General features: G+C 65.5%; 19 protein-coding genes. 13 read left to right on the top strand and 6 right to left on the bottom strand.

Annotated features, from left to right (window positions below; all coding sequences use genetic code 11):
• Window positions 1-75: 75 nt before the first annotated feature.
• Window positions 76-1,320, bottom strand: coding sequence for an efflux RND transporter periplasmic adaptor subunit (locus ABIB95_RS03405; protein ID WP_071915009.1), 1,245 nt, complete (start codon window positions 1,318-1,320; stop codon window positions 76-78).
• Window positions 1,321-1,521: 201 nt separating this feature from the next.
• Here ABIB95_RS03405 and ABIB95_RS03410 point away from each other — a divergent pair, with 201 nt between their 5' ends.
• Entirely contained in the window at window positions 1,522-2,127 is a 606-nt protein-coding gene (locus tag ABIB95_RS03410) for a TetR/AcrR family transcriptional regulator (protein WP_247307282.1), read from the top strand.
• 16 nt (window positions 2,128-2,143) lie between these two features.
• Here ABIB95_RS03410 and ABIB95_RS03415 read toward each other — a convergent pair whose 3' ends face one another.
• From ABIB95_RS03415 to ABIB95_RS03430, 4 genes are all read right to left on the bottom strand, one after another.
• The gene (locus ABIB95_RS03415) at window positions 2,144-3,631 is read right to left on the bottom strand and encodes an amidase (RefSeq protein ID WP_354237910.1); all 1,488 of its coding nucleotides are present in this window, start codon (window positions 3,629-3,631) and stop codon (window positions 2,144-2,146) included.
• A 235-nt stretch (window positions 3,632-3,866) separates the two neighbouring features.
• Complete coding sequence (locus tag ABIB95_RS03420; RefSeq protein WP_354237911.1) at window positions 3,867-5,234, bottom strand: MFS transporter; 1,368 nt, start codon at window positions 5,232-5,234, stop codon at window positions 3,867-3,869.
• A gap of 76 nt (window positions 5,235-5,310) precedes the next feature.
• Window positions 5,311-6,840, bottom strand: coding sequence for an aldehyde dehydrogenase (locus ABIB95_RS03425; protein ID WP_166352433.1), 1,530 nt, complete (start codon window positions 6,838-6,840; stop codon window positions 5,311-5,313).
• Window positions 6,837-7,487 (bottom strand): GntR family transcriptional regulator, encoded by a 651-nt coding sequence (locus tag ABIB95_RS03430; RefSeq protein WP_028146609.1) that lies wholly within the window; start codon window positions 7,485-7,487, stop codon window positions 6,837-6,839. The genes ABIB95_RS03425 and ABIB95_RS03430 overlap by 4 nt, the downstream gene beginning before the upstream one ends.
• Before the next feature lie 156 nt (window positions 7,488-7,643).
• Between ABIB95_RS03430 and ABIB95_RS03435 the strand changes: the two genes are divergently transcribed.
• The 5 genes from ABIB95_RS03435 to rnz all read left to right on the top strand — a co-directional run bounded on the left by ABIB95_RS03435 (window position 7,644) and on the right by rnz (window position 13,412).
• Window positions 7,644-8,417, top strand: coding sequence for an alpha/beta fold hydrolase (locus ABIB95_RS03435; protein ID WP_354237912.1), 774 nt, complete (start codon window positions 7,644-7,646; stop codon window positions 8,415-8,417).
• Between the two features lie 397 nt (window positions 8,418-8,814).
• On the top strand, window positions 8,815-10,032 hold the full coding sequence (locus ABIB95_RS03440; RefSeq protein WP_354237913.1) for a multidrug effflux MFS transporter: 1,218 nt from the start codon (window positions 8,815-8,817) through the stop codon (window positions 10,030-10,032).
• 15 nt (window positions 10,033-10,047) lie between these two features.
• Complete coding sequence (gene guaD / locus ABIB95_RS03445) at window positions 10,048-11,445, top strand: guanine deaminase (protein ID WP_354237914.1); 1,398 nt, start codon at window positions 10,048-10,050, stop codon at window positions 11,443-11,445.
• Between the two features lie 14 nt (window positions 11,446-11,459).
• Window positions 11,460-12,443 (top strand): antibiotic biosynthesis monooxygenase, encoded by a 984-nt coding sequence (locus ABIB95_RS03450; RefSeq protein WP_354237915.1) that lies wholly within the window; start codon window positions 11,460-11,462, stop codon window positions 12,441-12,443.
• A gap of 66 nt (window positions 12,444-12,509) precedes the next feature.
• Complete coding sequence (rnz, locus tag ABIB95_RS03455; protein WP_354237916.1) at window positions 12,510-13,412, top strand: ribonuclease Z; 903 nt, start codon at window positions 12,510-12,512, stop codon at window positions 13,410-13,412.
• Window positions 13,413-13,427: 15 nt separating this feature from the next.
• Here the strand turns inward: rnz and ABIB95_RS03460 are convergent, their stop codons facing one another.
• A complete protein-coding gene (locus ABIB95_RS03460) occupies window positions 13,428-14,261 on the bottom strand; it encodes an IclR family transcriptional regulator (protein ID WP_354237917.1) in 834 nt (277 codons plus the stop codon).
• A gap of 123 nt (window positions 14,262-14,384) precedes the next feature.
• Between ABIB95_RS03460 and ABIB95_RS03465 the strand changes: the two genes are divergently transcribed.
• The 7 genes from ABIB95_RS03465 (at window position 14,385) to ABIB95_RS03495 (ending at window position 21,473) form a co-directional block, all read left to right on the top strand.
• Window positions 14,385-15,305, top strand: coding sequence for a dihydrodipicolinate synthase family protein (locus ABIB95_RS03465; RefSeq protein WP_354237918.1), 921 nt, complete (start codon window positions 14,385-14,387; stop codon window positions 15,303-15,305).
• 27 nt (window positions 15,306-15,332) lie between these two features.
• Window positions 15,333-16,772, top strand: coding sequence for an FAD-binding oxidoreductase (locus tag ABIB95_RS03470; RefSeq protein ID WP_354237919.1), 1,440 nt, complete (start codon window positions 15,333-15,335; stop codon window positions 16,770-16,772).
• Window positions 16,773-16,774: 2 nt separating this feature from the next.
• A complete protein-coding gene (locus ABIB95_RS03475; RefSeq protein WP_354238148.1) occupies window positions 16,775-17,881 on the top strand; it encodes a four-carbon acid sugar kinase family protein in 1,107 nt (368 codons plus the stop codon).
• A complete protein-coding gene (gene pdxA, locus ABIB95_RS03480; RefSeq protein ID WP_354237920.1) occupies window positions 17,878-18,915 on the top strand; it encodes a 4-hydroxythreonine-4-phosphate dehydrogenase PdxA in 1,038 nt (345 codons plus the stop codon). Before ABIB95_RS03475 ends, pdxA begins: the two co-directional genes overlap by 4 nt.
• Window positions 18,916-18,928: 13 nt before the next feature.
• Window positions 18,929-20,059 carry an iron-containing alcohol dehydrogenase gene (locus tag ABIB95_RS03485; RefSeq protein WP_354237921.1) on the top strand — a complete coding sequence of 377 codons (1,131 nt, stop codon included), beginning with the start codon at window positions 18,929-18,931 and terminating at the stop codon, window positions 20,057-20,059.
• Window positions 20,060-20,117: 58 nt separating this feature from the next.
• Window positions 20,118-21,089, top strand: a complete 972-nt coding sequence (locus ABIB95_RS03490) for a Bug family tripartite tricarboxylate transporter substrate binding protein (protein ID WP_354237922.1) — start codon at window positions 20,118-20,120, stop codon at window positions 21,087-21,089.
• Window positions 21,090-21,191: 102 nt separating this feature from the next.
• Window positions 21,192-21,473 carry a hypothetical protein gene (locus ABIB95_RS03495; RefSeq protein ID WP_166094982.1) on the top strand — a complete coding sequence of 94 codons (282 nt, stop codon included), beginning with the start codon at window positions 21,192-21,194 and terminating at the stop codon, window positions 21,471-21,473.
• Window positions 21,474-21,592 lie beyond the last annotated feature (119 nt).

Genomic DNA, 21,592 nt, shown 5'->3' on the forward strand with positions numbered 1-21,592 from the left:
ACCCGGAATCGAGATGCGATGTCTTGGTAGCTCTATGACGTCGTTATTCCGGGCACGCGGTCCGGAATGATGTAACTAGCGTTGCACCACGTCCTGGTTGCTGTGGTTGGAGGCCTGCTGCGGTCCACGCGCACCCATCGCCGCGACTTCCGTCTTGAGGAGCGCACCCGGACGCACGCGTTGCAGGCCATTGACGATGATGCGATCACCGGGCTTCAGTCCCGCCGTCACGATGCGCAGGCCGTCGACCGATCCGCCGAGTGTGATCGGCCGATAGACCGCGCGGCTGTCGTCGCCGACCCCCATCACGAACTTCTTGTCCTGGTCGGTGCCGATCGCGCGCTCGTCGATCATCACCAGCGTCTGCTGCTTCGGCTGGCCCATGCGTACGCGGGCGAACTGGCCGGGGATGAGACGGCCGTCCTCGTTCCGAAACACCGCGCGGACTCGGATGGTGCCGCTCTGGCCGTTGACCTGGTTGTCGATCAGCTGGATATGACCTCTCGCCGAGAGACCGCCGGATGTCGTCATTTCCACCGGGATCTGGTCGAGATTGCCGCGCTTGCCGGAGGCATCCGCGATCGAGTTCAGCGCGCGCAGCACGACCTCTTCATCCGCATCGAACGAGGCGTAGATCGGATTGACCGACACCAGCGAGGTCAGCACCGGGGAGGCGGTGCCGGCGGCGACGAGATTGCCGACGGTGATCTCGAACTTGCCGACGCGGCCGTCCACGGGCGCGCGCACCTCGGTGTAGTCGAGATTGAGCTTTGCGGTCTGGAGCGTCGCTTCGGCCGCCTTCACGTTGGCGATGGCTTCGCGATTGGCATTGTCGCGCTGGTCGTAGTCGCGCCGTGTGACCACGGCGTTGCCGACCAGCTGCGCGCCGCGCTCGAGCTCGCTCTGGGTGAACACGACGCGCGCCTTGGCGGCCTCGAGCTGGGCATTGGCCTTGTCGACCTCTGCGGCGTAAGGCGCCGGATCGATCTTGAACAGCACATCGCCGGCCTTCACCAGCGCGCCTTCGGTGAAGTTGGTCGCAAGGATCGCACCCGCGACGCGGGGACGAAGCTCGACACGGTTGATGGCCTCGAGCCGGCCGGAGAAATCGTCCCACAGCACGGTCTGCTTCGGTTCGATCAGCGCGACCGTGACAGGGACGGCCTGCTCGGCAGCGGCGGCCGTTGCGGTCGCCTGCGCGGCACGTAAGTAATGGCCGGTCGCGATCGAGCCGGCCACGGCGAGGGCGCCCACGATGGCAACGCCGCCGAGGAGGCGGCGGAAACGGCCGGTGCGGGGGGAGTTTTGCGAGGGATGCATTTGCGCGCTCCAGATATGTAGTGTTCACTACAGATGTGGAGCTGGATGTCGCAGTGCAAGATACTTATGTACCATTCACTAAGAAAATTGTAGCGGCATACCGCAAGAATTGGAAGACGGCAGAGAAAATAAAGCTAGAACAAATAGATAGGATTCGGCGTTAAGCTTCAGGCAGAACGTGAATTCCGAGGAGACAGGCACATGGGCATGGGACGCCCCCGCGAATTCGACGCCGAAACGGCGTTGGACCAGGCGATGGAAGTGTTTTGGCGCCATGGCTATGAGGGCGCCACCATTGCCCAGCTCACCGAGGCCATGGGCATCAATCCGCCTAGCCTTTACGCCTGCTTCGGCAACAAGGAAGGCCTGCTCAAGGCCGCGCTCGACCGTTACACCAAATTGCGGGGCGTCTGGATGGACGAGGTGGTCGCCGCACCGACCGCCCGCGACGTCGCCGAGCGGATGCTGATGGGCATCGCCGACAAGCAGACCGATCCCGCCAATCCGCCCGGCTGCCTGCTCGTACAGGGCGGCATCGCCTGCGGCAGCGGCTCCGAGAACGTCCCCTTCGAGCTCGCCGCCCGCCGCGCCCAAAATGAAGACCAGCTCCGCGACCGCTTTGTTCGCGCCAAGGCCGAAGGCGATCTCAAGCCGAGCTCTGATCCCGCCGCGCTCGCGCGCTACGTCTCGGCCGTCTCGGTCGGCATGGGCGTGATGGCGTCCTCAGGATCCGACCGCGAGGCGCTGCGTCAGGTCGCGAGCGTTGCCGTGCAGGCGGTCGAGGCGCAGTCGGCCGACAGAACGTGACGGCCGCTGGCCGTTGTCAATTTGAGGATAGGAGCGACGGCGGCGGGACGAAGCCGCCGTACTCGCGTTCGATCAGCCCGGCGAGCGCAATCGTCGTGCGGTCCTCGAGGTACGGCCCGATGATCTGAACCCCGACTGGAAGGCCCGACGGCGTTCGTTCGACCGGGACGGCGGTCGCCGGCAGTCCGCAGGTCGAGGCCGGGTCCGCCCAGATGAAGCACGCATCGGCGTAAGGGTGCAGCTTTCCGTCGATGTCCAGTTGCCGCGCGTCGAACGGCTCGGACTGGTCATGCGGAAAGGCCGGTACGGCGGCGGCCGGGTAGATCACGGCGTCGAACTCGCGGAAGAACTGCTGCCACCGCTGCTGCAACTGCAGGCGCGCCGCGTCGGTCGCCAGCCATTCGCGATGGATCATGCCCCAGCCGCGGGCGCGCTCGGCCTGCAGGCTGCGGTCGTCGGCCGAGAGTGCCGCGGCAATTCCTTGCGCCTCCGCGAGAGCGGCCGGTGTCAGGCGCGGGCTTCTCGCTGCGTTCAACAGCTTCATGTAGAGCCGCGCGGAGTCGGCGAGATCGGGCAGTGACGTGCTCGCGCGCGCGACCCGCGCGCCAGATTTGTCGAGCCGCTCGGCCAGTCGCCCGATGGCTGAACGCACGGCATCGCCCGTCGGCATCAGCGGATGCGTATCGATCACGAGGATCCTGAAGTCCTTGAGATCGTTGTGCCGCGGCGCGGGTAGCGCAAGGCGATAGCCGATCCCGTCGCGTGTCTCATCGGGGCCGGCAATCACGTCGAGCGACAGCGCGAGGTCGGAGGCGGTGCGCGCCATCGGCCCGACGACAGCCAGATCGCCCTGGCCGGGGACGGGCAGTGCCGGCGGCAGGCTGTAGCCGCGCAGAGGCACCAGGCCGAGGCTCGGCTTGTGTCCGAACACACCGCAGAAATGCGCAGGCACCCGGATCGAGCCGCCGATGTCCGAGCCGATCGAGAGCGGACCGAAACCAGCCGCCAGCGCCGCGCCCGATCCGCCCGAGGAGCCGCCGGGTGACCGGCCGAGGTCCCACGGGTTGTTCGTCGTCCCGTGGATGTCGTTGTAACTTTGGAAGTCCCGCAAGCCGATCGGGATATTGGTCTTGCCGATGATGATGGCGCCTGCCGCCTTCAACCGCGAGACCACAAGGGCGTCTTCCGCCGGTTGGAAGTCCTTGAAATGCGGGAAGCCCCATGTCGTCGGCAGGCCGGCGACGTTGAACGGTTCCTTGAGGGTCACGGGAATGCCGAGCAGCGGCAGCCGCTCGCTGCGGCCAAACGCGGCATCGGCGGCGCGTGCGGCCTCTCTCGCGCGATCGAAATCGCGAACGATGATCGCGTTGATCCGCCCGTCCAGCGCCTCGATGCGCGCGATCGTATGCGCGAGCAAGTCGGACGCGGACACTTTGCGAGCGTGCAGGGCGGTCAGAAGTGTGCTGATCGAGCCGTAGTCCAGCTCAGCGGCATCTGCGGTCATCACGAGCTCCATTGTATCCCGACTGAGACCTTGTAGCCCGGATGGAGCGCAGCGCAATCCGGGAGATATCCCGACGCGGATGCATGACCCGGATTACGCTATCGCTTCATCCGGGCTACGACGCTATCGCATCTGGTCGTCATGCCCGGGCTTGTCCCGGGCATCCACGTTCTCAGTGCGGCGTCACAAGGCGTGGATGGCCGGGACAAGCCCGGCCATGACGCGGTGGAGAGCCTCAGGAAGCTTCCTTCAGCACCGGCGAAGCAGACTCTTCCGCCTTGAGCTCCTCGAGGCTACGATGCCGCGGCTCGATGCCCAGCGCCCAGACCGTGATGATCTGCACCACCAGCAGTCCGATCATCAGCGCCATCACGCCGGCCACGCCGCGCGTCTCGAACAGCGATACGACGAGGAACGGTGTGACGATCGTGGCGCCGCGCCCCAGCGTGTTGACGATGCCGGAGGCGCGCAGGCGGACCTCGGTCGGAAACAGCTCGGGGATATAGATGCCGAACAGAAGGGCGACCAGCACGTAGATCGGTACCGTCAGCGCGAAGCCCACAGCCGGCAGCAGGATCGGATCGGAGATCATGGGGTAAAGGATTCCGAGCGCCACCGTGATCAGGGATGCGCCGATGATGGTCGGCTTGCGGCCCCAGCGGTCGGCGGTCAGCGCGCCGATGGCCGAGCCGACGGGCGCGCCGAGCGCCATCAGCAGCGAATAGCCGAACGAGGTCGCGATCGAGAGGCCCTGCTTGACGAAGAACACGGGCAGCCAGGTCACGAAGCCATAGAGCAGAGTGTTGATCGTGATCAGGCAGACGGCGCCGACGATCATCCGCGACAGCAAGGGCGCGGTGAACAGCGTGCCGAGATCCGCAGATGCCGGGACCGGTGTCGTGGCCGCGGGAGGAGGCAGAGGCTGACCCTGCGCAGCTTCCTTCTCGATGGCTTGCATCAGCGCTTCCGCCTCGGCGGTGCGTCCCACGGCTTCCAGCCAGCGCGGCGATTCCGGCAGCGACTTGCGCATGTACCACACCACGAGCGCGCCGACGCCGCCGAGCACGAACATGGAGCGCCAGCCGAATTGCGGCACCACCACGGACGCGACCAACAGCGCCACGGGCAAACCGGTGACGACGCACACGGTGGTGAAGCCGAGCCATTTGCCGCGGGTGCGCGCGGGCACGAATTCCGTCATCGTCGAATAGCCGACGACGTTCTCCGCCCCGAGCCCAACGCCCATCACGAAGCGGCAGGCGATCAGGAAGGCCATGTTCGGTGAGAACGCCGCGGCCAGGGAGGCAACGCCGAAAAGGAGCAAATTGAATTGATAGGTGAAGCGGCGTCCGTAGCGGTCGCCGAGGAAGCCGGTGCCGAATGATCCCAGCATCATGCCGACGAAGGTCGCGGAGATGAAAACCGCGTTCTGGGCGAGGGTTGAAAAGCCTGTCTTCAGCGTGACGCTGAGCACGGTCCCGGCGATATAGATGTCGAAACCGTCGAAAAACATTCCGATGCCGATCAGCAGCATGATGCGGCGGTGGAATGGCCCGATCGGCAGCCGATCCAGACGGCTGCCTGCGTTCACCAATGTCGACATATACGCTCTCCCCTGACTGTTGTTCTGGTCGATGCGGCCCGCCTTCTATGGGCGGTCGGCCGCTCGTCGTTTGTTGCTAGTTCAGGCGCTGTTGGTTGGCTGTGTCCCGATACCAGTCGAACGGCTGCTCGTGGGTCGCGACCATCACGCTCTTGGTGTTGAAGTGGTCGTTGAAGCTCTCGGTGCCGCATTCGCGGCCAATGCCGGAATCATCGACGCCACCCCAGGGCGAGGCCGGGTCGAGACGGTGGTGATCATTGATCCAGACGATGCCGGCCTTGACGGAGGCGGCGACGCGGTGCGCGCGGGCGACGTCACGGGTGCGGATGGCCGCAGCAAGGCCGAACGGCGAGTTGTTGGCAAGCCGCAGCGCATCGGCCTCGTCCTTGAACGGCGTCACCGAGGTGAAGGGACCGAACACTTCCTCCTGGAAGATGCGCATGTCGGATGTGACGTCGGCGAACACGGTCGGCTCGACGAAATAGCCGTTGTCGTGACCCGGCACCTTCGCGGCAACGCCGCCGTTGACCAGACGCGCGCCGTCCTCGTGGCCGTAGCCTACGTAGGTGAGAACGCGGTCGCGCTGCCGAGCGGAGATCACGGGGCCCATTTGGGTGTTCGCATCGAAGGGATCGCCGACGCGGATCGTGCGGGTCTTGGCCTGCAGTTTCTCGACGAATTCGTCATAGATCGAGGCCTGGACGATGTGGCGCGAGGCGCAGACGCAGGTCTGTCCCGCGCCGATGAAGGCGCCGAATGCGGCGTAGTTGACGGCGCGGTCGACGTCGAAATCGTCGAACACCATCACCGGCGTCTTGCCGCCGAGCTCCATGGTCTGGTGCGCAAAGACTTTTGCGGCCGCGCTGCCGGCGATGCGGCCCGCTTCGGTGCCGCCGGTCAGGACCAGCTTGTTGATGTCGCCGTGCTCGGACAGCATCTTGCCCGCGCTCTGGCCGAGGCCGAGCACGATGTTGAAGACGCCGGGCGGAAGGCCGGCTTCGGTGAAGATCTGCGCGAGCTTCAGCGTCGTCAGCGGCGTGTATTCGGACGGCTTGACCACGGTGACACATCCGGTCGCCAGCACCACGGCCAGCGACTTGCACAGGATCATCAAGGGATGATTGAACGGCGTGCAATTGGCGACGATGCCGATCGGCGTGCGAAGCGTATAGTTCAGATAGGCGCCCTCGACGGGGATGACGGAGTCGCGACGCGCCAGCGCAACACCGGCAAAGTAGCGGAAGAAGTCGGGCAGGCGGGAGAGCTGGGCGCGGGTCTCGTTGACCGGCCGGCCGTTGTTGAGGGTTTCCAGCCGGTACAGGCTGTCGAGATTGGCCTCGAAAGCATCGGCGAGCTTGTTGACCAGTCTGGCGCGCGCGCGCGTGTCCATGCCGCCCCAGGCTTTGCCTTCGAACGCCGCGCGGGCGCTCTTCATCGCGCGGTCGATGTCCTCGGCGGTCGAATTGGGGATGCGGGCGATGACGTCGCCGGTCGCGGGATTGCGGACGTCGAGCATCGCGCCGTTGCCGGCTTCGACTTCACGTCCGTCGATGAAATTGCCATGGGTTTCGACGTCGATCGACGCGGGTTTCGATGGAATGTTCATGATGATCTCTCCTCGACGATGACGGCGTTGCGCTTGAGCGCCGGCAGAACGCGTTTTTCGGTGGCCCCGATATGGGCCTTGATGATGCGCGCCGCGGTTCGCGTTTCGCGGCTCTGCATGGCGTCGATCAGGGCGACGTGCTCGGCGACGAGCTTTGCCGGATCGTGACCCTTCAGATTGGACACGCTGACGCGGACCAGCCGGTCGGCCTGGCCGATCAGGTCGCACAGCGCCGTCGCCATGCGGCGATTGCCGGACGCATGAGCTAGCGCGGAATGGAAGCCGCGGTTGTAGGCGATGAAGTCCTCGTGGTTGCCGGAGAAGCGGCGAAATTCATCGAGCGATTTCAGGACGCTGTCGGGAGCGCTCTCGATCGCCTCGGCGACGCAGGCCGGCTCCAGCGCAAGACGGAAGCGCAGGAGGTCGCGGGCGTCCGACAGCGAGATCGGCGTGACCCGGTAGCCCTGGCGCGGCTGCACCGTGACCAGGTGCTCGCGCTGCAGCCTCAAAAGCGCATCCCGAACCGGTTGGCGGCTCACCGAATAGCGTTCGGCCAGATCCTGCTCCCGCATTTCATCGCCCGGAGCGAAGCGGCAGGCTAAAATATCAGATCGGAGAAGATCGTAGATGTTTTCGCGCAAAAGCATGATTCTAGGGACCTCGTTGGCTTCAATTTGGCAATCCTGATATTTCACGTCAAGAGCCAAATGCTTGAATTCCCTGACAGTTGATTTATCAATCGGGGGCCTCCACGGCACGCAAACGGGCGTGATCCCGCCGACGAAGTTAAGGAAAGACCGGACATGGACAGGCTTCTTGCCAACGGGACCGTCAACGCCGCGCAATCGGGCGATGGGCCGCCGCTGTTTCTCTTCCACTCGCTGTTGTCGGACCGTGCGAGCTTCGATGCGATCGTGCCCGAGCTTGAGGGATCGTTTCGCACCATCGTGCCGGAGTTGCCGGGGTTCGGCCGTTCACGCGCGGTCGAGGGCGGGCTCGTCGCTGTCGCGGACAGGATGGCGGAGGCCGTGAAGGAGGCTGCGGGCGGTGCGCCGGCGATCGTGCTCGGCAATGGCTATGGCGGCTTCGTCGCCTTGCAGATGGCGATCCGGCACCCGGAGATCGCCAGCAAGCTCGTTCTCGCCGATTGCGGCGCGGCGTTCTCGGAGCCCGGCCGCGAGGCGTTTCGCAACATGGCGAGGGTCTCGCGGGACAAGGGCCTCGAGGCGATCACTGACGTTGCGATGCGACGCTTGTTTGCGCCCGAGTTTCAGGAGCGGCATCCCGAACTGATGCGGGATCGTCGTGAAGCTTTTCTGCAGACGGATCCCGATGTGTTTCGCAGCGCATGCGACGCGTTGGCAAACCTCGATCTCCGCGCCGAACTTGCCGCGGTGAAAGTTCCTGCCCTCGTTCTGGTCGGTGAGCACGACGAAGCGACGCCTCCGCCAATGTCGCACGAGCTGGCCGCCGGTTTGCCGCACGCCGAACTCAAGGTCATTCCAGGCTGCGCGCACGTGCCGCAGCTTCAATCGCCGCGGCAGTTTCTTGGAGCTCTCAAGGGCTTTTTGCTTTGATTTGCGCCTGGCCGATGCCGACCCTGCGCTCGAAACGGCGATGCCTTCCGAACGGTTAATGGCGTCTGTGCGGCGGGAATTCACAAGCGGGGATGGTGCAATCCTGCGCCTGTGTTGCCCGACGTGTCCAACGTCCTCGGGGGCCAGGCTCGCGCGATGCCGGAGCAAAATTCTTCAATGATTTGTACTGTGCATGGGGTTGTTTTCGCATTTTTTATTGGAGCAGCCCCAGGCAGCGAGGACCAGAGCATCAGCCGCCCGCATTGAAGCGGGCCTCCTAAGAGTTTTTATACACAGTTCTGGCACGCTCCGCGCGTCAATATCCGCAACCTGCATCGTCGCCTCTTATTGCGCGCACGAAAAGACGGGACCCGCGGGCATCGAGGGGGCGTGAGCCATGACTGCAGTTGCTTCGGACGCTGGTCGCGCGAAGGGCGGGATCGTGCCGATCCTGCTATGCGTGGTGCCGTTCAGTCAGATTCCGCTCGATGCCTATACGCCGGGCCTGCCGCAGATGGTGGTGGATCTCGCAACCGATTCCGCGTCGATGCAGAACACCGTCACCGCCTACATGCTCGGCATGAGTCTGGCGCTGGTGCCCGTTGGAATCGCCTCCGACACGCTCGGCCGCCGTAACGTTCTGCTTGCGGGGCTATCGGTTCTCATCGCGATGAGCATCGCCTGTGCGCTCGCCACCAGCGCATCGCTGCTGCTCGCGCTGCGCTTCCTGCAGGGCGTCGGCGGCTGCACCTGCCTCGTCGTCGCCTATGCGGTTGCGGCCGACTGCTTTCGCGGCCGCGAGCTCACGGCGATCTCGGGATTGCTTGGTGCTGCCTGGGGGCTTGCACCCGTGCTCGCACCGGCGGCCGGCGGCTTCATCGTCGAGCTGACGTCCTGGCGCGGGGTCTTCGTCATCATCGCCATCGCCGCGGCGATCGTCGCCGCAATTGTCGTGCTGCTTCTGCCCGAGACGCTGCCGGCCGAGCGACGTGCGCCGTTCGATCCGCGCCGCACGGCGAGCATTCTCCGCGAAGCGCTCGTCCGTCCGGGTTTCCTGGCCTTCGTGCTGGTGTTCGCCGCCGCGGCCAGCGCGCAACTGGCGTTCGGCGTCGTCGCGCCGTTCTTCTACCAGACCGGCCTCGGTTACTCCGCGGCCATCTACGGCCTCGTCGCGCTCGGCCTTGGCGGCGTGAATCTCGCCGGCGAGCTCGGCTGCGCGCATTTCGCGCGCTTCATGCCGGCCCGCGTGATGGGCTTTGGCGCCTTCGCGCTGTTTGTCGCGGGTGCCGCGGTCCTCACCGCGACCGGCATGACGCTTGGTCTCGACTTTATGTCGATCACGATCGGCGGCGCGCTGGTGCTCGGCGGCTGCGGCGTGCTGTGCCCGATGATGTACGGCATGGCGCTCGGCCTGTTCGAGCGCGACCACGGCCTGATCGGCGGCCTCATCAGCGCGCTCTGCTATCTCGCGGTGAGCGGCGCCATGGCGATCGCGGCGGTGTTGCCTGAAGCGACCCAGGCGCCGATCGGCTGGCTCTATCTCGGCCTCTGCGCCGTCGCAGGGACGCTGCTTGCGATCTCGCTGCCTTCGGCGCGCCACGCCACACAGACCTAAGGAAGGAACCCATTCATGACCACCGCTGGTATTCGCGGCACGTTCTTCGACTTCGTCGACGATCCCTGGAAGCACATCGGCAACGAGCAGGCGGCCGCGCGTTTCCATCAGGACGGTCTGATGGTCGTCACGGATGGCGTCATCAAGGCGTTCGGTCCCCATGACAAGATTGCCGCCGCGCATCCGGGCGTCGAGATCACCCATATCAAGGACCGCATCATCGTCCCGGGCTTCATCGACGGCCACATCCATCTGCCGCAGACCCGCGTGCTCGGCGCCTATGGCGAACAGCTGCTGCCGTGGCTCCAGAAGTCGATCTACCCCGAGGAGATCAAGTACAAGGATCGCAACTACGCGCGCGACGGCGTGAAGCGTTTTCTCGACGCACTGCTCGCCGCCGGCACCACCACCTGCCAGGCCTTCACCAGTTCCTCGCCGGTCGCGACCGAAGAGCTGTTCGAGGAAGCGGCCCGCCGCAACATGCGCGTGATCGCGGGTCTCACCGGGATCGACCGCAACGCGCCGGCCGAGTTCATCGACACGCCCGAAAACTTCTATCGCGACAGCAAGCGTCTGATCGCGCAGTACCACAACAAGGGCCGCAACCTCTACGCCATCACGCCGCGCTTCGCCTTCGGCGCCTCGCCGGAGCTGCTCAAGGCATGTCAGCGCCTCAAGCACGAGCATCCCGACTGCTGGGTCAACACCCACATCTCCGAGAATCCGGCCGAGTGCAGTGGCGTGCTGGTCGAGCATCCGGACTGCCAGGACTATCTCGGCGTCTACGAGAAGTTCGACCTGGTCGGGCCAAAGTTCTCCGGCGGCCACGGTGTCTATCTCTCGAACAACGAGTTCCGCCGCATGTCGAAGAAGGGCGCCGCGGTGGTGTTCTGCCCGTGCTCGAACCTGTTCCTCGGCAGCGGCCTGTTCCGTCTCGGTCGCGCCACCGATCCCGAGCATCGGGTGAAGATGTCGTTCGGCACCGATGTCGGCGGTGGCAACCGCTTCTCGATGATCTCCGTGCTCGACGACGCCTACAAGGTCGGCATGTGCAACAACACGATGCTCGACGGCAGCATCGATCCGGCGCGCAAGGACCTCGCCGAGGCCGAGCGCAACAAGCTGTCGCCCTATCGCGGTTTCTGGTCGGTCACGCTCGGCGGCGCCGAAGGCCTCTATATCGACGACAAGCTCGGCAATTTCGAGCCCGGCAAGGAAGCCGATTTCGTCGCACTTGATCCGAATGGCGGCCAGCTGGCGCAACCCTGGCACCAGTCGCTGATCGCCGACGGTGCTGGTCCGCGCACGGTCGACGACGCTGCGAACATGCTGTTCGCCGTCATGATGGTCGGCGACGACCGCTGCGTCGACGAGACCTGGGTGATGGGCAAGCGTCTCTACAAGCAGAGCTGAAGCGAACGGTCGCGATGAGCGCATCTCCGGATCCAGCGGCCCAGCCGGTCGCCCTCGTCATCCAGCGTCGCATCACCGACGACGGCTTTGCCGCGTTCGCGCGGTGGAACGGCGAGATCGGCGAGGCGCTGAAGGCGTGGCCCGGCTTCCTCAGCCAGGAGGTCGTGCCGCCGCAGCCGCCGGCGCATGTGGACTGGGTGACCATCCTGCGTTTCGCGAACCCGGCCGCTGCCCGCGCCTGGCTTCAGAGCGATGTACGGGCGCGGCTGATCGCGGACGTGCAGCGCTTCTTCGTCGGGTCGGAGGACGTCCATATCCTTCCCGACACCGGCGTTCAGCGTGACAACGCGGTTTCTGCCGTCATCTCCTTCAAGGTCCCGGATGGACTCGAGGATGCGTTCCTCAAATGGCAGCAGCGCATCCAGGCCGCGGAGGCTGAGTTCAGGGGGTTCCTGCGTCACAAGATCGAGCGGCCGATCCCGGGCCTGCACGACGAGTGGATCGTCATCCTGTCGTTCGACAGCGATGCCAACCTCAACGCATGGCTGGACTCGCCCTTGCGGCAGACGCTGCTTGGGGAAGGCGCGCGCTTCAACGCCGGCATGAACGTGAAGCGGGCAAGCTACGGCTTCAATTTCTGGTTCCCGGCCGGCAAGACGCAGGCGCCGGAGCAAGGGCCTGGCTTGATCTGGAAGAGCAACCTCATCGTCCTGCTGGTGCTCTATCCCGTGGTCTATCTCTGGGGCTATTTCGTCAGCGCGCCGCTGATCGACAGCCACGGCGTGCCGGTCTGGCTGTCGCTGTTCGTCGGCAATCTCGTGAGTACCCAGTTGCTCGGCTGGTTTCTCGTGCCGGCCGCCTTCAGGGCGCTCGACTGGTGGATCAGGCCGAAGGCTGCGCTTGGTCGCCAGATCGTGGGATATGCACTGCTTGCCGCGCTCTATGCGGGCTCGATGGGCCTGTACGCGCTGCTGCTCGCATGGCATTGGGGACGGTGAGGCCATCCACCGTGCGGACCGTTGCGGTGCTGTCGGGGAGAGGCCCGTCTCTGGACGCTGACGACCATGTTCGCCCTGACATTCCTCGGCACCTCGGCAAGCGTTCCCTCCGTGGAGCGCAACCATCCGGCCCTCCTGGTGGAGGCCGCGGGCAAGCGTATCCTGGTTGATTGCGGCGAGGGCACGCAGCGCCAGTTGCTGCGCAGCGGCGCCGGCTTTCGCCGGCTCGACCGCATCCTGCTGACGCACGGGCATCTCGATCACGTGCTCGGCATCCCCGGTCTCTTCTCGACGTTGGGGTTGCGGCAGACCTCGGACGTGATGACCGTTCATGCGGGCCCGGGCACGCTCGACATCGTCGTTCGCATGCTCGCGGGCTTGTGGGGCGCGGGCAGGGCGCCGATCCCTGTGGCGTTCGCACCGCTGACCGAGGGGCAAGTCATCGATGCCGGCGACTTCACCATCGACTGCTTTCCGGTTCGCCACCGCGACACCGACAGCTTTGGCTTCTCTTTCCAAAGCCCCGCGCGCCGCCACCTTCTGCGCGAGCGGCTTGCGTCGCTCAGTGTCCCGGACGGGCCGATGCGCGGAGAGCTGGCCGCCGGACGGCCGGTCGTGATCGCCGGTCGAACCATCGATCCGGAGGACGTCCTGGGCCCGCCGGGCGGCGGCAGGAAGCTCGTCGTGGTCGGCGACACCGAAACCACGGATGGTCTATCTCGACATGTCGCCGACGCCGACATGCTGGTGATCGAGGCGACGTTCCTCGATCGTGACGCCGCGACCGCGCGGGACTACGGCCATCTCACGGCGACCGAAGCCGCTTCGTTTGCCGCTGCCAACAACGTCAAGCAGCTCGTGCTGGTCCACATGTCGGGACGGTACGACGATGAAGAGATATTGGCCGAAGCGACAAGGGTGTTTCCGAATACGCGGATCGCCGCCGACTTCGATCACATCGTGATCTAATCGCCATCACCGCACTCAGCTCGTCAATCCCGACTTGATCGCGAGATCCTGGACATGGGCCGTCGCCTGCATCAGCCGCGGCAACGCCTGGTCGCGAAAGGCCGCCATGTCCATGCGCATCGCATCGACCGTGACGCTCAAGCCGCCGATCACAAAACCCTGAGCGTCGAAGATCGGCGTTGCCAGCGTGCGCAGGCCATAGGCATTCTCGCCGTCGGAGACGGCATGGCCTTTTTTCTTCACCTGATCGAGCCGGGCGAGCAGTGCATCGAGATCGGTCAGCGTTCGCTCCGACAGTTTGACGCGAGGACGCAACTCGAGCCGCTCGATCTGCTGGTCGCGTGGCAGATGCGCCAGCATGACATGGCCGAGCGCGGCGCTGTAGGCGGGGATCCGCGTGCCCGGCCGGCGGTCCATCTTGTGACGGTCGAGGCCGGCACCGACGCGCGCGAGATAGACCACGTCGCCGCCATCGAGAATGCCGAGCGAGGCCGCATCGCCGACATCAGGGATGAGGTCGCGCAGCAGCGGCTCGACGATCGGCCGCAACGAGCCGCGCGACAACACGGTGTAGCCGAGGTCGAGACAGGCGACGCCGAGACGGAACCGGCGGCTTTGCGGAACGGCCTGCAGATAGCCGAGTTCGGTCAGGGTCTGGATCAGGCGGAACGCCGTCCCGCGATCGAGATCAGCCCGTGCGGCAATCTCACTCAGGGTCAGCTCGAAGGTTTCGCTGGTGAAACTCTTGAGCACGGCAAAGGCCTTGCCGACGGAGGCGACATAATTCTTGGGATTTTTGGCGCTAGTTTCCGATACGCGCTTCGCGGCCTTCCCTGCGACCTTGGCCATGCTCGAATGCCCCACCATGACAGCCATGCCCTTGACGTCGGGCCGGGCTGATTTTACGACTGCACCAGCAAATAACAAATGTTCGTATTCCGAACAACATCGTTCTGACGATCGGAGGAAGTTTTGTCGACATCATCGCTGCACCCTCATGGCGTGTTCTCCGCCGCGTTGACGCCGCTCGACGCCGAGCTTGCTCCCGATCATGCGCGCTTCGTGGACCATTGTCGCTATCTGCTCGACGAAGGCTGCGACGGCATCGCGATGCTGGGCACGACGGGTGAGGCAAACTCCTTTTCGGTGGCGGAACGCACGGCGCTGCTCGAGGCGGTCGTGGCCGCCGGCATCGCGCCGCGGCGGCTTTTGCCCGGCACCGGCGTTGCCGCGCTCAGCGACACCATCGCGCTGACGCGCCACGCCCTCTCGGTCGGCGTCGACACCGTGGTGATGCTGCCGCCGTTCTACTACAAGAACGTCACAGATGACGGCATCTTCGCCTCCTACAGCGAGGTGGTGCAGCGCATCGGTGATGCGCGCCTGAAAGTCGTCCTCTATCACTACCCGCAGATGTCGGCGCAGCCGATCTCGCATGCGCTGATCGGGCGGCTGCGCAAGGCCTATCCGGCCACGTTCACGGGCATCAAGGATTCGTCCGGTGACTTCGCCAACATGACCGCGATGGTCGAGCGCTTCCCGGGCTTCGCGGTCCTGGGTGGCGCCGATCCGTTGATGCTGCCGCTGCTGCGCAAGGGGGGCGCGGGCTGCATCACCGCGACCTCCAATGTCGTCGCGCGCAGTCTTGCCTATGTCTTCAAGCACTTTGGCGACAGCGACGACGATCCTGCGCTCAAGGCGGCGCAGGCGCGCATCGTGAAGGCGCGCGAGCTGGTCTCGCAATTTCCGCAGATGGCCTCGCTGAAGGCGCTTGCGGCTGATCGCACCAAGCATGCCGGTTGGCAGCGGCTGCGGCCGCCGCTGGAGTCCCTGCCGCCGGACCAGCTGAAAGAGCTGCTTGCGAATGCTGCGGCATTCGCAGCCTCCGCCTAAGCTCGGTACGGACGAAGAGGCGATCTGATGTCCGACTCATTCCAGGATGCATTGGCCGGGCTCGCCGCGATCGTCGGCGACAAGCACGTCATCGCGTCCGGAGCTGACCAGGAGCCTTATGTGGTGGACTGGCGCGGGCGCTATCGCGGCCGCGCGGTCGCGGTGGTGAAGCCCGGCTCGACTGCCGAGGTCGCCTCCGTCGTCAAATACTGCGCCGACAGGCGCCTTGCGATCGTGCCGCAAGGCGGCAACACCGGCATGTGCGGAGCCGCGACGCCGGACGATCACGCGGGCAATGTCGTGATCCGGCTCGACCGCATGCGAGCCGTGCGCGACGTCAGTCCGCTCGCCAATACGATCACAGTCGAGGCCGGCTGCATTCTCGCCGAGGTCCAGAATGCGGCGCGTAGCGTCGATCGCTACTTTCCCTTGAGCCTGGGTGCCGAGGGTTCCTGCCAGATCGGCGGCAACATCTCGACCAATGCCGGCGGCACGGCCGTGCTGCGCTACGGCCCGACGCGCGATCTCGTGCTCGGGCTCGAAGCCGTGTTGCCCGACGGGCGTATCTTCAACGGCCTGCGCGCGCTGCGCAAGGACAACACGGGTTACGCGCTCAAGCAGCTCTTCATCGGCGCGGAAGGCACGCTCGGCATCGTCACCGCGGCGGTGCTGAAACTGTTCTCGCCGCCGCGCAGCTCGGCGCTGGCGCTGGTGAAATTGCAGGGTGTCGCGCAGGCACTCGAGATCATGCAGCGCCTGCGCGGTATGGTCGGCGACCGGCTCGGCAGCCTCGAAATCATGTCGCGTTCGCAGATCGAGGCGATCGCCGAGACCGTGCCGCATGTCACCATTCCGTTCGAGCTGACGACGCCGTGGTACCTGATCGTCGAGTTGACGGACACGCTCGCGGGCGTCGATCTCGACGAGCCGCTCGCCACGGCGCTGGCGGATGCGATGGAGGCCGGCATCGCCGAAGACGTCATCCTGGCCTCCAACCTCGCGCAGGCGAAAGCGATCTGGGCCGTCAGGCACAGCGTGTCCGAAGGCAACAAGCGCAGCGGCTATGTCGTCTCGCACGACAGCGTTGTGCCGCTGGAGCGCCAGGCGGACTTCGTCACCAATGTCGAGGCGCGAATTATGGCCGCGGTACCGCATGCCCGCGTGGTGATGCATGGCCATATCGGCGACGGCAACATCCACGTGATCGCCCTGATCGACCGTGCGCATTGTCAGGAGCCGGCGACGACCGCCGCCCTGGTGGCGCAAATCAATGAGATCGTCGACGATGAGACCGCAGCGCAGGGCGGGGCGATCAGTGCCGAGCACGGCATCGGGATCACCAATCGCGTCCGGCTGGCCCGTGTCGCCGATCCGCTCGATATCGAGCTGATGCGCGGCATCAAGCGCTTGCTCGATCCGAACGGCCTGATGAACCCCGGCAAGATCTTTGGCGCGGGAGCAGCATGACGATGACGGTCGTGCGCCTGCTTGCCGACGATCTCACCGGCGCGCTCGACACCGCGGCGGAGTTCGTCGGCCTGTGCGGACCGTTCGACGTCACCTGGGCGGATTCGCCCGCGGCTCCGGGCGCGCAAAGCCTCGCGATCGACAGCGGCACCCGCGAGCGGTCGAAAGCCGACAGCGTCGAGATCGTCGGACGGCTGGCGCCGCAGCTTCAGGGTGGGACGATCGCCTACAAGAAGGTCGACAGCCTGCTCCGCGGTGCCTGGGCGGCCGAGCTCGGTGCCTACCTGCGCGGCGGCCCTTGGGCGTCATGCGTGGTCGCACCAGCCTTCGACTATCAGGGACGCCGTACCGTCGAGGGCCAGCAATTCGCGCGCACTGTACAGGGGGACTGGCATCGCGTCGGCGACAACCTGCTGGACCAATTGAAACTGGAAGGTATCGATGCACGGCAGGGCGGCCCTGACACGCTCGCGCAAGGTGGCGTTCAGGTGTTCGATGCCGAGAGCGACATCGACCTCGATCACGTCGTCGAAATGGCGGGGCAGATGCCGGGGCCCGTGCTCTGGTGCGGAAGCGGCGGGCTGGCCGGCGCGCTCGCCCGCGGCCATCGCGCCGATGCGCCGAGCCGGCTGAAGCGGCCGGTGCTTGGGCTGTTCGGTTCCGACCAGGCCGCCACCGCCTCCCAGCTCGCAGCATGTGGCGAAGCCACCATCGCGTTGGCCGAAGGTGAGGGGGGCGCAGGCGTTCAACGCAAGCTGGCTGACGATGGCGTGGCGCTGGTGAAGTTCGCGCTCGCGGATGGCCTTTCGCGCGCCGAGGCTGCCCAGCGGATCGCGCGCGAGCTGACGACGCTGATTTCGGCGCTCAATCCGCCCGGAACCCTGATCGTTGCTGGCGGCGAGACCTTGAAGGCCGTATGCGTTGCGCTCGGCGCGCATGCGCTCCAGGTGACGGGGCGTATCGTGCCGGGGCTGCCGCGCTCGATTCTGCAAGGCGGCCGCTGGGCCGGCGTGGATGTCATCTCGAAATCCGGCGCGTTCGGCACCAGCGAGCTGTGGCGCGATCTGCTCCGGGATAATCATTTGCTCAATACGGGGAGCCCGACATGACCTCTCGTCATCTTGCCATTACCATGGGCGATCCGGCCGGGATCGGCCCGGAGATCATCGTCAAGGCCTGCCTCGGGCTGAAGGACCGGATCGCGACAGGCGATCTGCGCATCCTGATCATCGGCAGCGGCGCCGCGCTCGAGGGTGCCAAGGCAGCGCTCGGCGCTGCCGTTGCGATTCCGGAGGTGAGTGCCGACGATGCTGACTGGCCGAACCTCTGTTTCCTCCAGGCGGATGTCGAGGGCACCCCGATCAAGCCCGGCGTCTTGAGCGCCGATGGCGGCCGCTTTGCCTACAAGGCGATCGAGCAGGGCGTGCGTCTGACCCAGGCCGGGCGGACCTCCGCGATTGTCACCGCGCCGCTCAACAAGGAAGCACTCAACAAGGCCGGCTATCACTTCCCTGGCCATACCGAGATGCTGGCGCACCTCACCGGCGTGCGCGGGTCGGTGATGCTGCTCGCCCACGGCAACATGCGCGTCAGCCATGTCTCGACCCACGTGGCGCTGGAAGACGTGCCGAAGCGTCTGACGCCGGAGCGTCTGCGCATGGTGATCGATCTCACCAACGAGGCCTTGCTGCGGCTCGGTATCGCCAAGCCGAAGATTGCGATCGCCGCGCTCAATCCGCATGCCGGCGAGGGCGGTCTGTTCGGCCGGCAGGATATCGACGTTTCGGCACCGACGATTGCCAAGGCCGTCGCCGATGGCCTCGACGTCGTCGGCCCGGTGCCCGGCGACACCATCTTCGTCAAGCTGCGCGCCGGCCAGTACGATGCTGCGGTCGCGATGTATCACGACCAGGGGCACATCCCGGTCAAACTGCTGGGCTTCCAGGTCGATCCCGCGACCGGCCGCTGGCAGGAGCTCTCCGGCGTCAACATCACGCTGGGCCTGCCGATCATCCGCACCTCCGTCGATCATGGCACCGCCTTCGACATTGCCGGCAAGGGCATTGCCAACGAGCACAGCCTGATCGAGGCCATCGACTATGCCGAGCGGCTCTCCGCTGGCGTCTCCGCCTCCAAGTCATGAGATCTAGCGCACGATGACCAACGCCTTCACGCCCATCGAAATCCAACGTCCCACCATCCTGGAATTCGGCAACGGCACCATCACGGCTGCTGCGCGCTTCGCCGAGCGGATCGGCGCCAGACGGCCGCTGGTGATTTCCGATCCGTTCAATGCGCGCCGCGTCGATGCGCTGGCGCTGCCGGGTGCAGTGAAAGTGTTTGGCGACGTCAAGCCTGAACCGGACCTGCCTAATCTGGAGAAGGCGGTGGCGATGGCGAAAGAGGTCGCGCCTGATCTCGTCGTCGGCTTCGGCGGCGGCAGCGCGATGGATCTCGCCAAGCTGGTCGCAGTGCTCTGCACGAGCGGCGTGGCCTTTGCCGATATCGTTGGGCCGGAAAAAGTCGCCGGCCGCAGCGTGCCGCTGATGCAGATCCCGACCACGTCGGGCACCGGCAGCGAGGCCGGCACCCGCGCGCTCGTCACCGATCCCGTCAGCCAGAACAAGCAGGCGGTGCAGAGCCGCTTCATGCTTGCTGATATCGCCATCGTCGATCCTGATCTCACAATGACCGTTCCGAAGGAGGTCACTGCGGCCACCGGCGTCGATGCGCTGGCGCATTGCGTCGAGGCCTACACCAGCCGCAAGGCGCATCCGTTGATCGACCTTTATGCGCTCGAGGGCGCGCGGCTGGTCGGGCAATATCTCAAGCGGGCGGTCGCCGACGGCGGCGATCGCGAGGCACGCGCGGGTCTCTCCCTGGCCTCGCTCTATGGCGGCTATTGCCTCGGGCCGGTGAACACCACCGCCGGGCATGCCGTCGCTTATCCGCTGGGCACGCGCCATCATGTCGCGCATGGGCTCGCCTGTGCCGTGATCTTCCCGCATACGCTGGCGTTCAACATGCCGGCAGTCGAGGCGAAGACGGTCGCGGTGCTGGCGGCGCTCGGCCTGCCGGCACGGAACGATGCGAAGCTCGCATTCGACGCCACTTACGATTTCTGCAAGAACCTCGGCATCGAGATGCGTCTGTCCGCGCTCGGCGTGCCCAAGGGCGATCTCGGCGTCATGGCCGACGAGGCGCACGCCATTCGCCGCCTGCTCGACAATAATCCGCGAGACCTCGGCCGGGATGCGATCCTGAACATGTACGAGGTCGCGTTCTAGTCACCTCCACCGCGCGCGGCACCCAATCAACAAAACTGTAACAGTAGAGGAAACTTCGATGCGATCGATGTGGCTTGGTCTTGTGTCAGCCGTGCTGCTGGCAACGTCGCCGGCAAAGGCGCAGGACGGCTATCCGTCCAAGCAGGTGACGGTGATCGTGCCCTTCGCCGCCGGCGGCACCGCCGACATCTTCGCGCGCATGGTGTCGAACCATCTGCAAATGAAGCTCGGCAAGCCGTTCGTGGTCGAGAATGTCGGCGGCGCCGGCTCGATCCTCGGTGTGACGCGGCTGGCGAAATCGGCGCCTGACGGCATCACGCTCGGCCTTGCCAGTACCTCCGCGCTCGCGATCAACCCCACGCTCTACGGGCCCAAGCTCAGCTACCAGCCGGACAGGGACCTGGTCGCGGTCGCCCAGATCAGCGTTGTGCCGAACGTGCTCGTGGTGAATCCGAACAAGATCAAGGCGCGCACCGTGCCGGAGCTGATCGCCTATCTGAAGGCGAACCCGGACAAGGTCTCGTTCGGCTCGGCCGGCGTCGGCACCTCGCAGCATCTTGCCGCCGAACTGTTTCAACAGATGACCGGCACCAAGATGGTGCATGTGCCCTACAAGGGGTCCAGCCAGATGCTGACGGATCTGTTGAGCGGCCAGATCGATCTTGCCTTCGACAACGTGCCGCTGCTGCTGCCGCAGGTGAAGACCGGCCAGCTCGCGATGCTCGCCACGGCAACGCCCAAGCGCGCCGCCTTCGATCCGGAAATCCCGGCCGTCGCCGAATTCCTGCCGGGCTTCGAGGCCGTGGCCTGGCACGGCTTCTTCGTTCCCGCGGCCACGCCGAAGCCCATCGTCGAAAAGCTGTCGGGCGAGATCCGCGCCTTCATGCAGCAGCCGGAGACGGTGCAGAAGATGGCCGAGCTCGGCGCGGCCGCGGTTGCGGTCGATTCCGAACCTTTCAAGGCCTACATCGCCTCCGAGACGGAGCGGTGGAAGAAGGTGATCGAAGCGGCGAATATCAAGCTGGAATAGGGGTGGTAGCTTATCCGGAGATGACGATCGGGTCGCTGTCGGCTCGGCTTCCTCACGAGCCCCCGCCGCTTCAAGGACGTGTTTGACGGGTCGGCGTTTCTGGTGTCGATCGTTATCGGATGCGTGGCGGGGATCTCCGCGGGGCTTATGGTCGAGCCGAAGGAAATCGGCCGGCAATTTCTCCTGAGCGTCCTGGCGGCCGGGTACGCTGGCGCCGACTTCATCGACGCGTTCGTGAAGAAGAGTGTCCCCGACATCAACAAGGTTGCGGAAGCCTCCAAAGCCGTCGGCGGGCCGGAAAACTTGCCGGCCGTGAAGGCGCTTGGCGGTAAGGCTCCGGCAGTCGCTGACGCAATCCGCGCCAAAGTGGCGGCCGGGACTTGAGAGCCTGGTCGGAGGGGGAGGCGGTGATCGGGTGATTTGTCGGGGCCTGATATCTGTCCGTCACGTTGCGCCGATTTGATAGGCGAAAGGTCGGCGCCGCACGTCGGGACGAGGTCGGA

It is taken from the genome of Bradyrhizobium sp. LA2.1 (assembly GCF_040547725.1).
Lineage (GTDB): Bacteria > Pseudomonadota > Alphaproteobacteria > Rhizobiales > Xanthobacteraceae > Bradyrhizobium > Bradyrhizobium barranii.

Coding starts and splice junctions, on each gene's coding strand:
- ABIB95_RS03405 (WP_071915009.1), bottom strand. CDS start 1,320: ATGCATCCCTCGCAAAACTCCCCCCGCACCGGCCGTTTCCGCCGCCTC.
- ABIB95_RS03410 (WP_247307282.1), top strand. CDS start 1,522: ATGGGCATGGGACGCCCCCGCGAATTCGACGCCGAAACGGCGTTGGAC.
- ABIB95_RS03415 (WP_354237910.1), bottom strand. CDS start 3,631: ATGACCGCAGATGCCGCTGAGCTGGACTACGGCTCGATCAGCACACTT.
- ABIB95_RS03420 (WP_354237911.1), bottom strand. CDS start 5,234: ATGTCGACATTGGTGAACGCAGGCAGCCGTCTGGATCGGCTGCCGATC.
- ABIB95_RS03425 (WP_166352433.1), bottom strand. CDS start 6,840: ATGAACATTCCATCGAAACCCGCGTCGATCGACGTCGAAACCCATGGC.
- ABIB95_RS03430 (WP_028146609.1), bottom strand. CDS start 7,487: ATGCTTTTGCGCGAAAACATCTACGATCTTCTCCGATCTGATATTTTA.
- ABIB95_RS03435 (WP_354237912.1), top strand. CDS start 7,644: ATGGACAGGCTTCTTGCCAACGGGACCGTCAACGCCGCGCAATCGGGC.
- ABIB95_RS03440 (WP_354237913.1), top strand. CDS start 8,815: ATGACTGCAGTTGCTTCGGACGCTGGTCGCGCGAAGGGCGGGATCGTG.
- guaD (WP_354237914.1), top strand. CDS start 10,048: ATGACCACCGCTGGTATTCGCGGCACGTTCTTCGACTTCGTCGACGAT.
- ABIB95_RS03450 (WP_354237915.1), top strand. CDS start 11,460: ATGAGCGCATCTCCGGATCCAGCGGCCCAGCCGGTCGCCCTCGTCATC.
- rnz (WP_354237916.1), top strand. CDS start 12,510: ATGTTCGCCCTGACATTCCTCGGCACCTCGGCAAGCGTTCCCTCCGTG.
- ABIB95_RS03460 (WP_354237917.1), bottom strand. CDS start 14,261: ATGGCCAAGGTCGCAGGGAAGGCCGCGAAGCGCGTATCGGAAACTAGC.
- ABIB95_RS03470 (WP_354237919.1), top strand. CDS start 15,333: ATGTCCGACTCATTCCAGGATGCATTGGCCGGGCTCGCCGCGATCGTC.
- ABIB95_RS03475 (WP_354238148.1), top strand. CDS start 16,775: ATGACGGTCGTGCGCCTGCTTGCCGACGATCTCACCGGCGCGCTCGAC.
- pdxA (WP_354237920.1), top strand. CDS start 17,878: ATGACCTCTCGTCATCTTGCCATTACCATGGGCGATCCGGCCGGGATC.
- ABIB95_RS03485 (WP_354237921.1), top strand. CDS start 18,929: ATGACCAACGCCTTCACGCCCATCGAAATCCAACGTCCCACCATCCTG.
- ABIB95_RS03490 (WP_354237922.1), top strand. CDS start 20,118: ATGCGATCGATGTGGCTTGGTCTTGTGTCAGCCGTGCTGCTGGCAACG.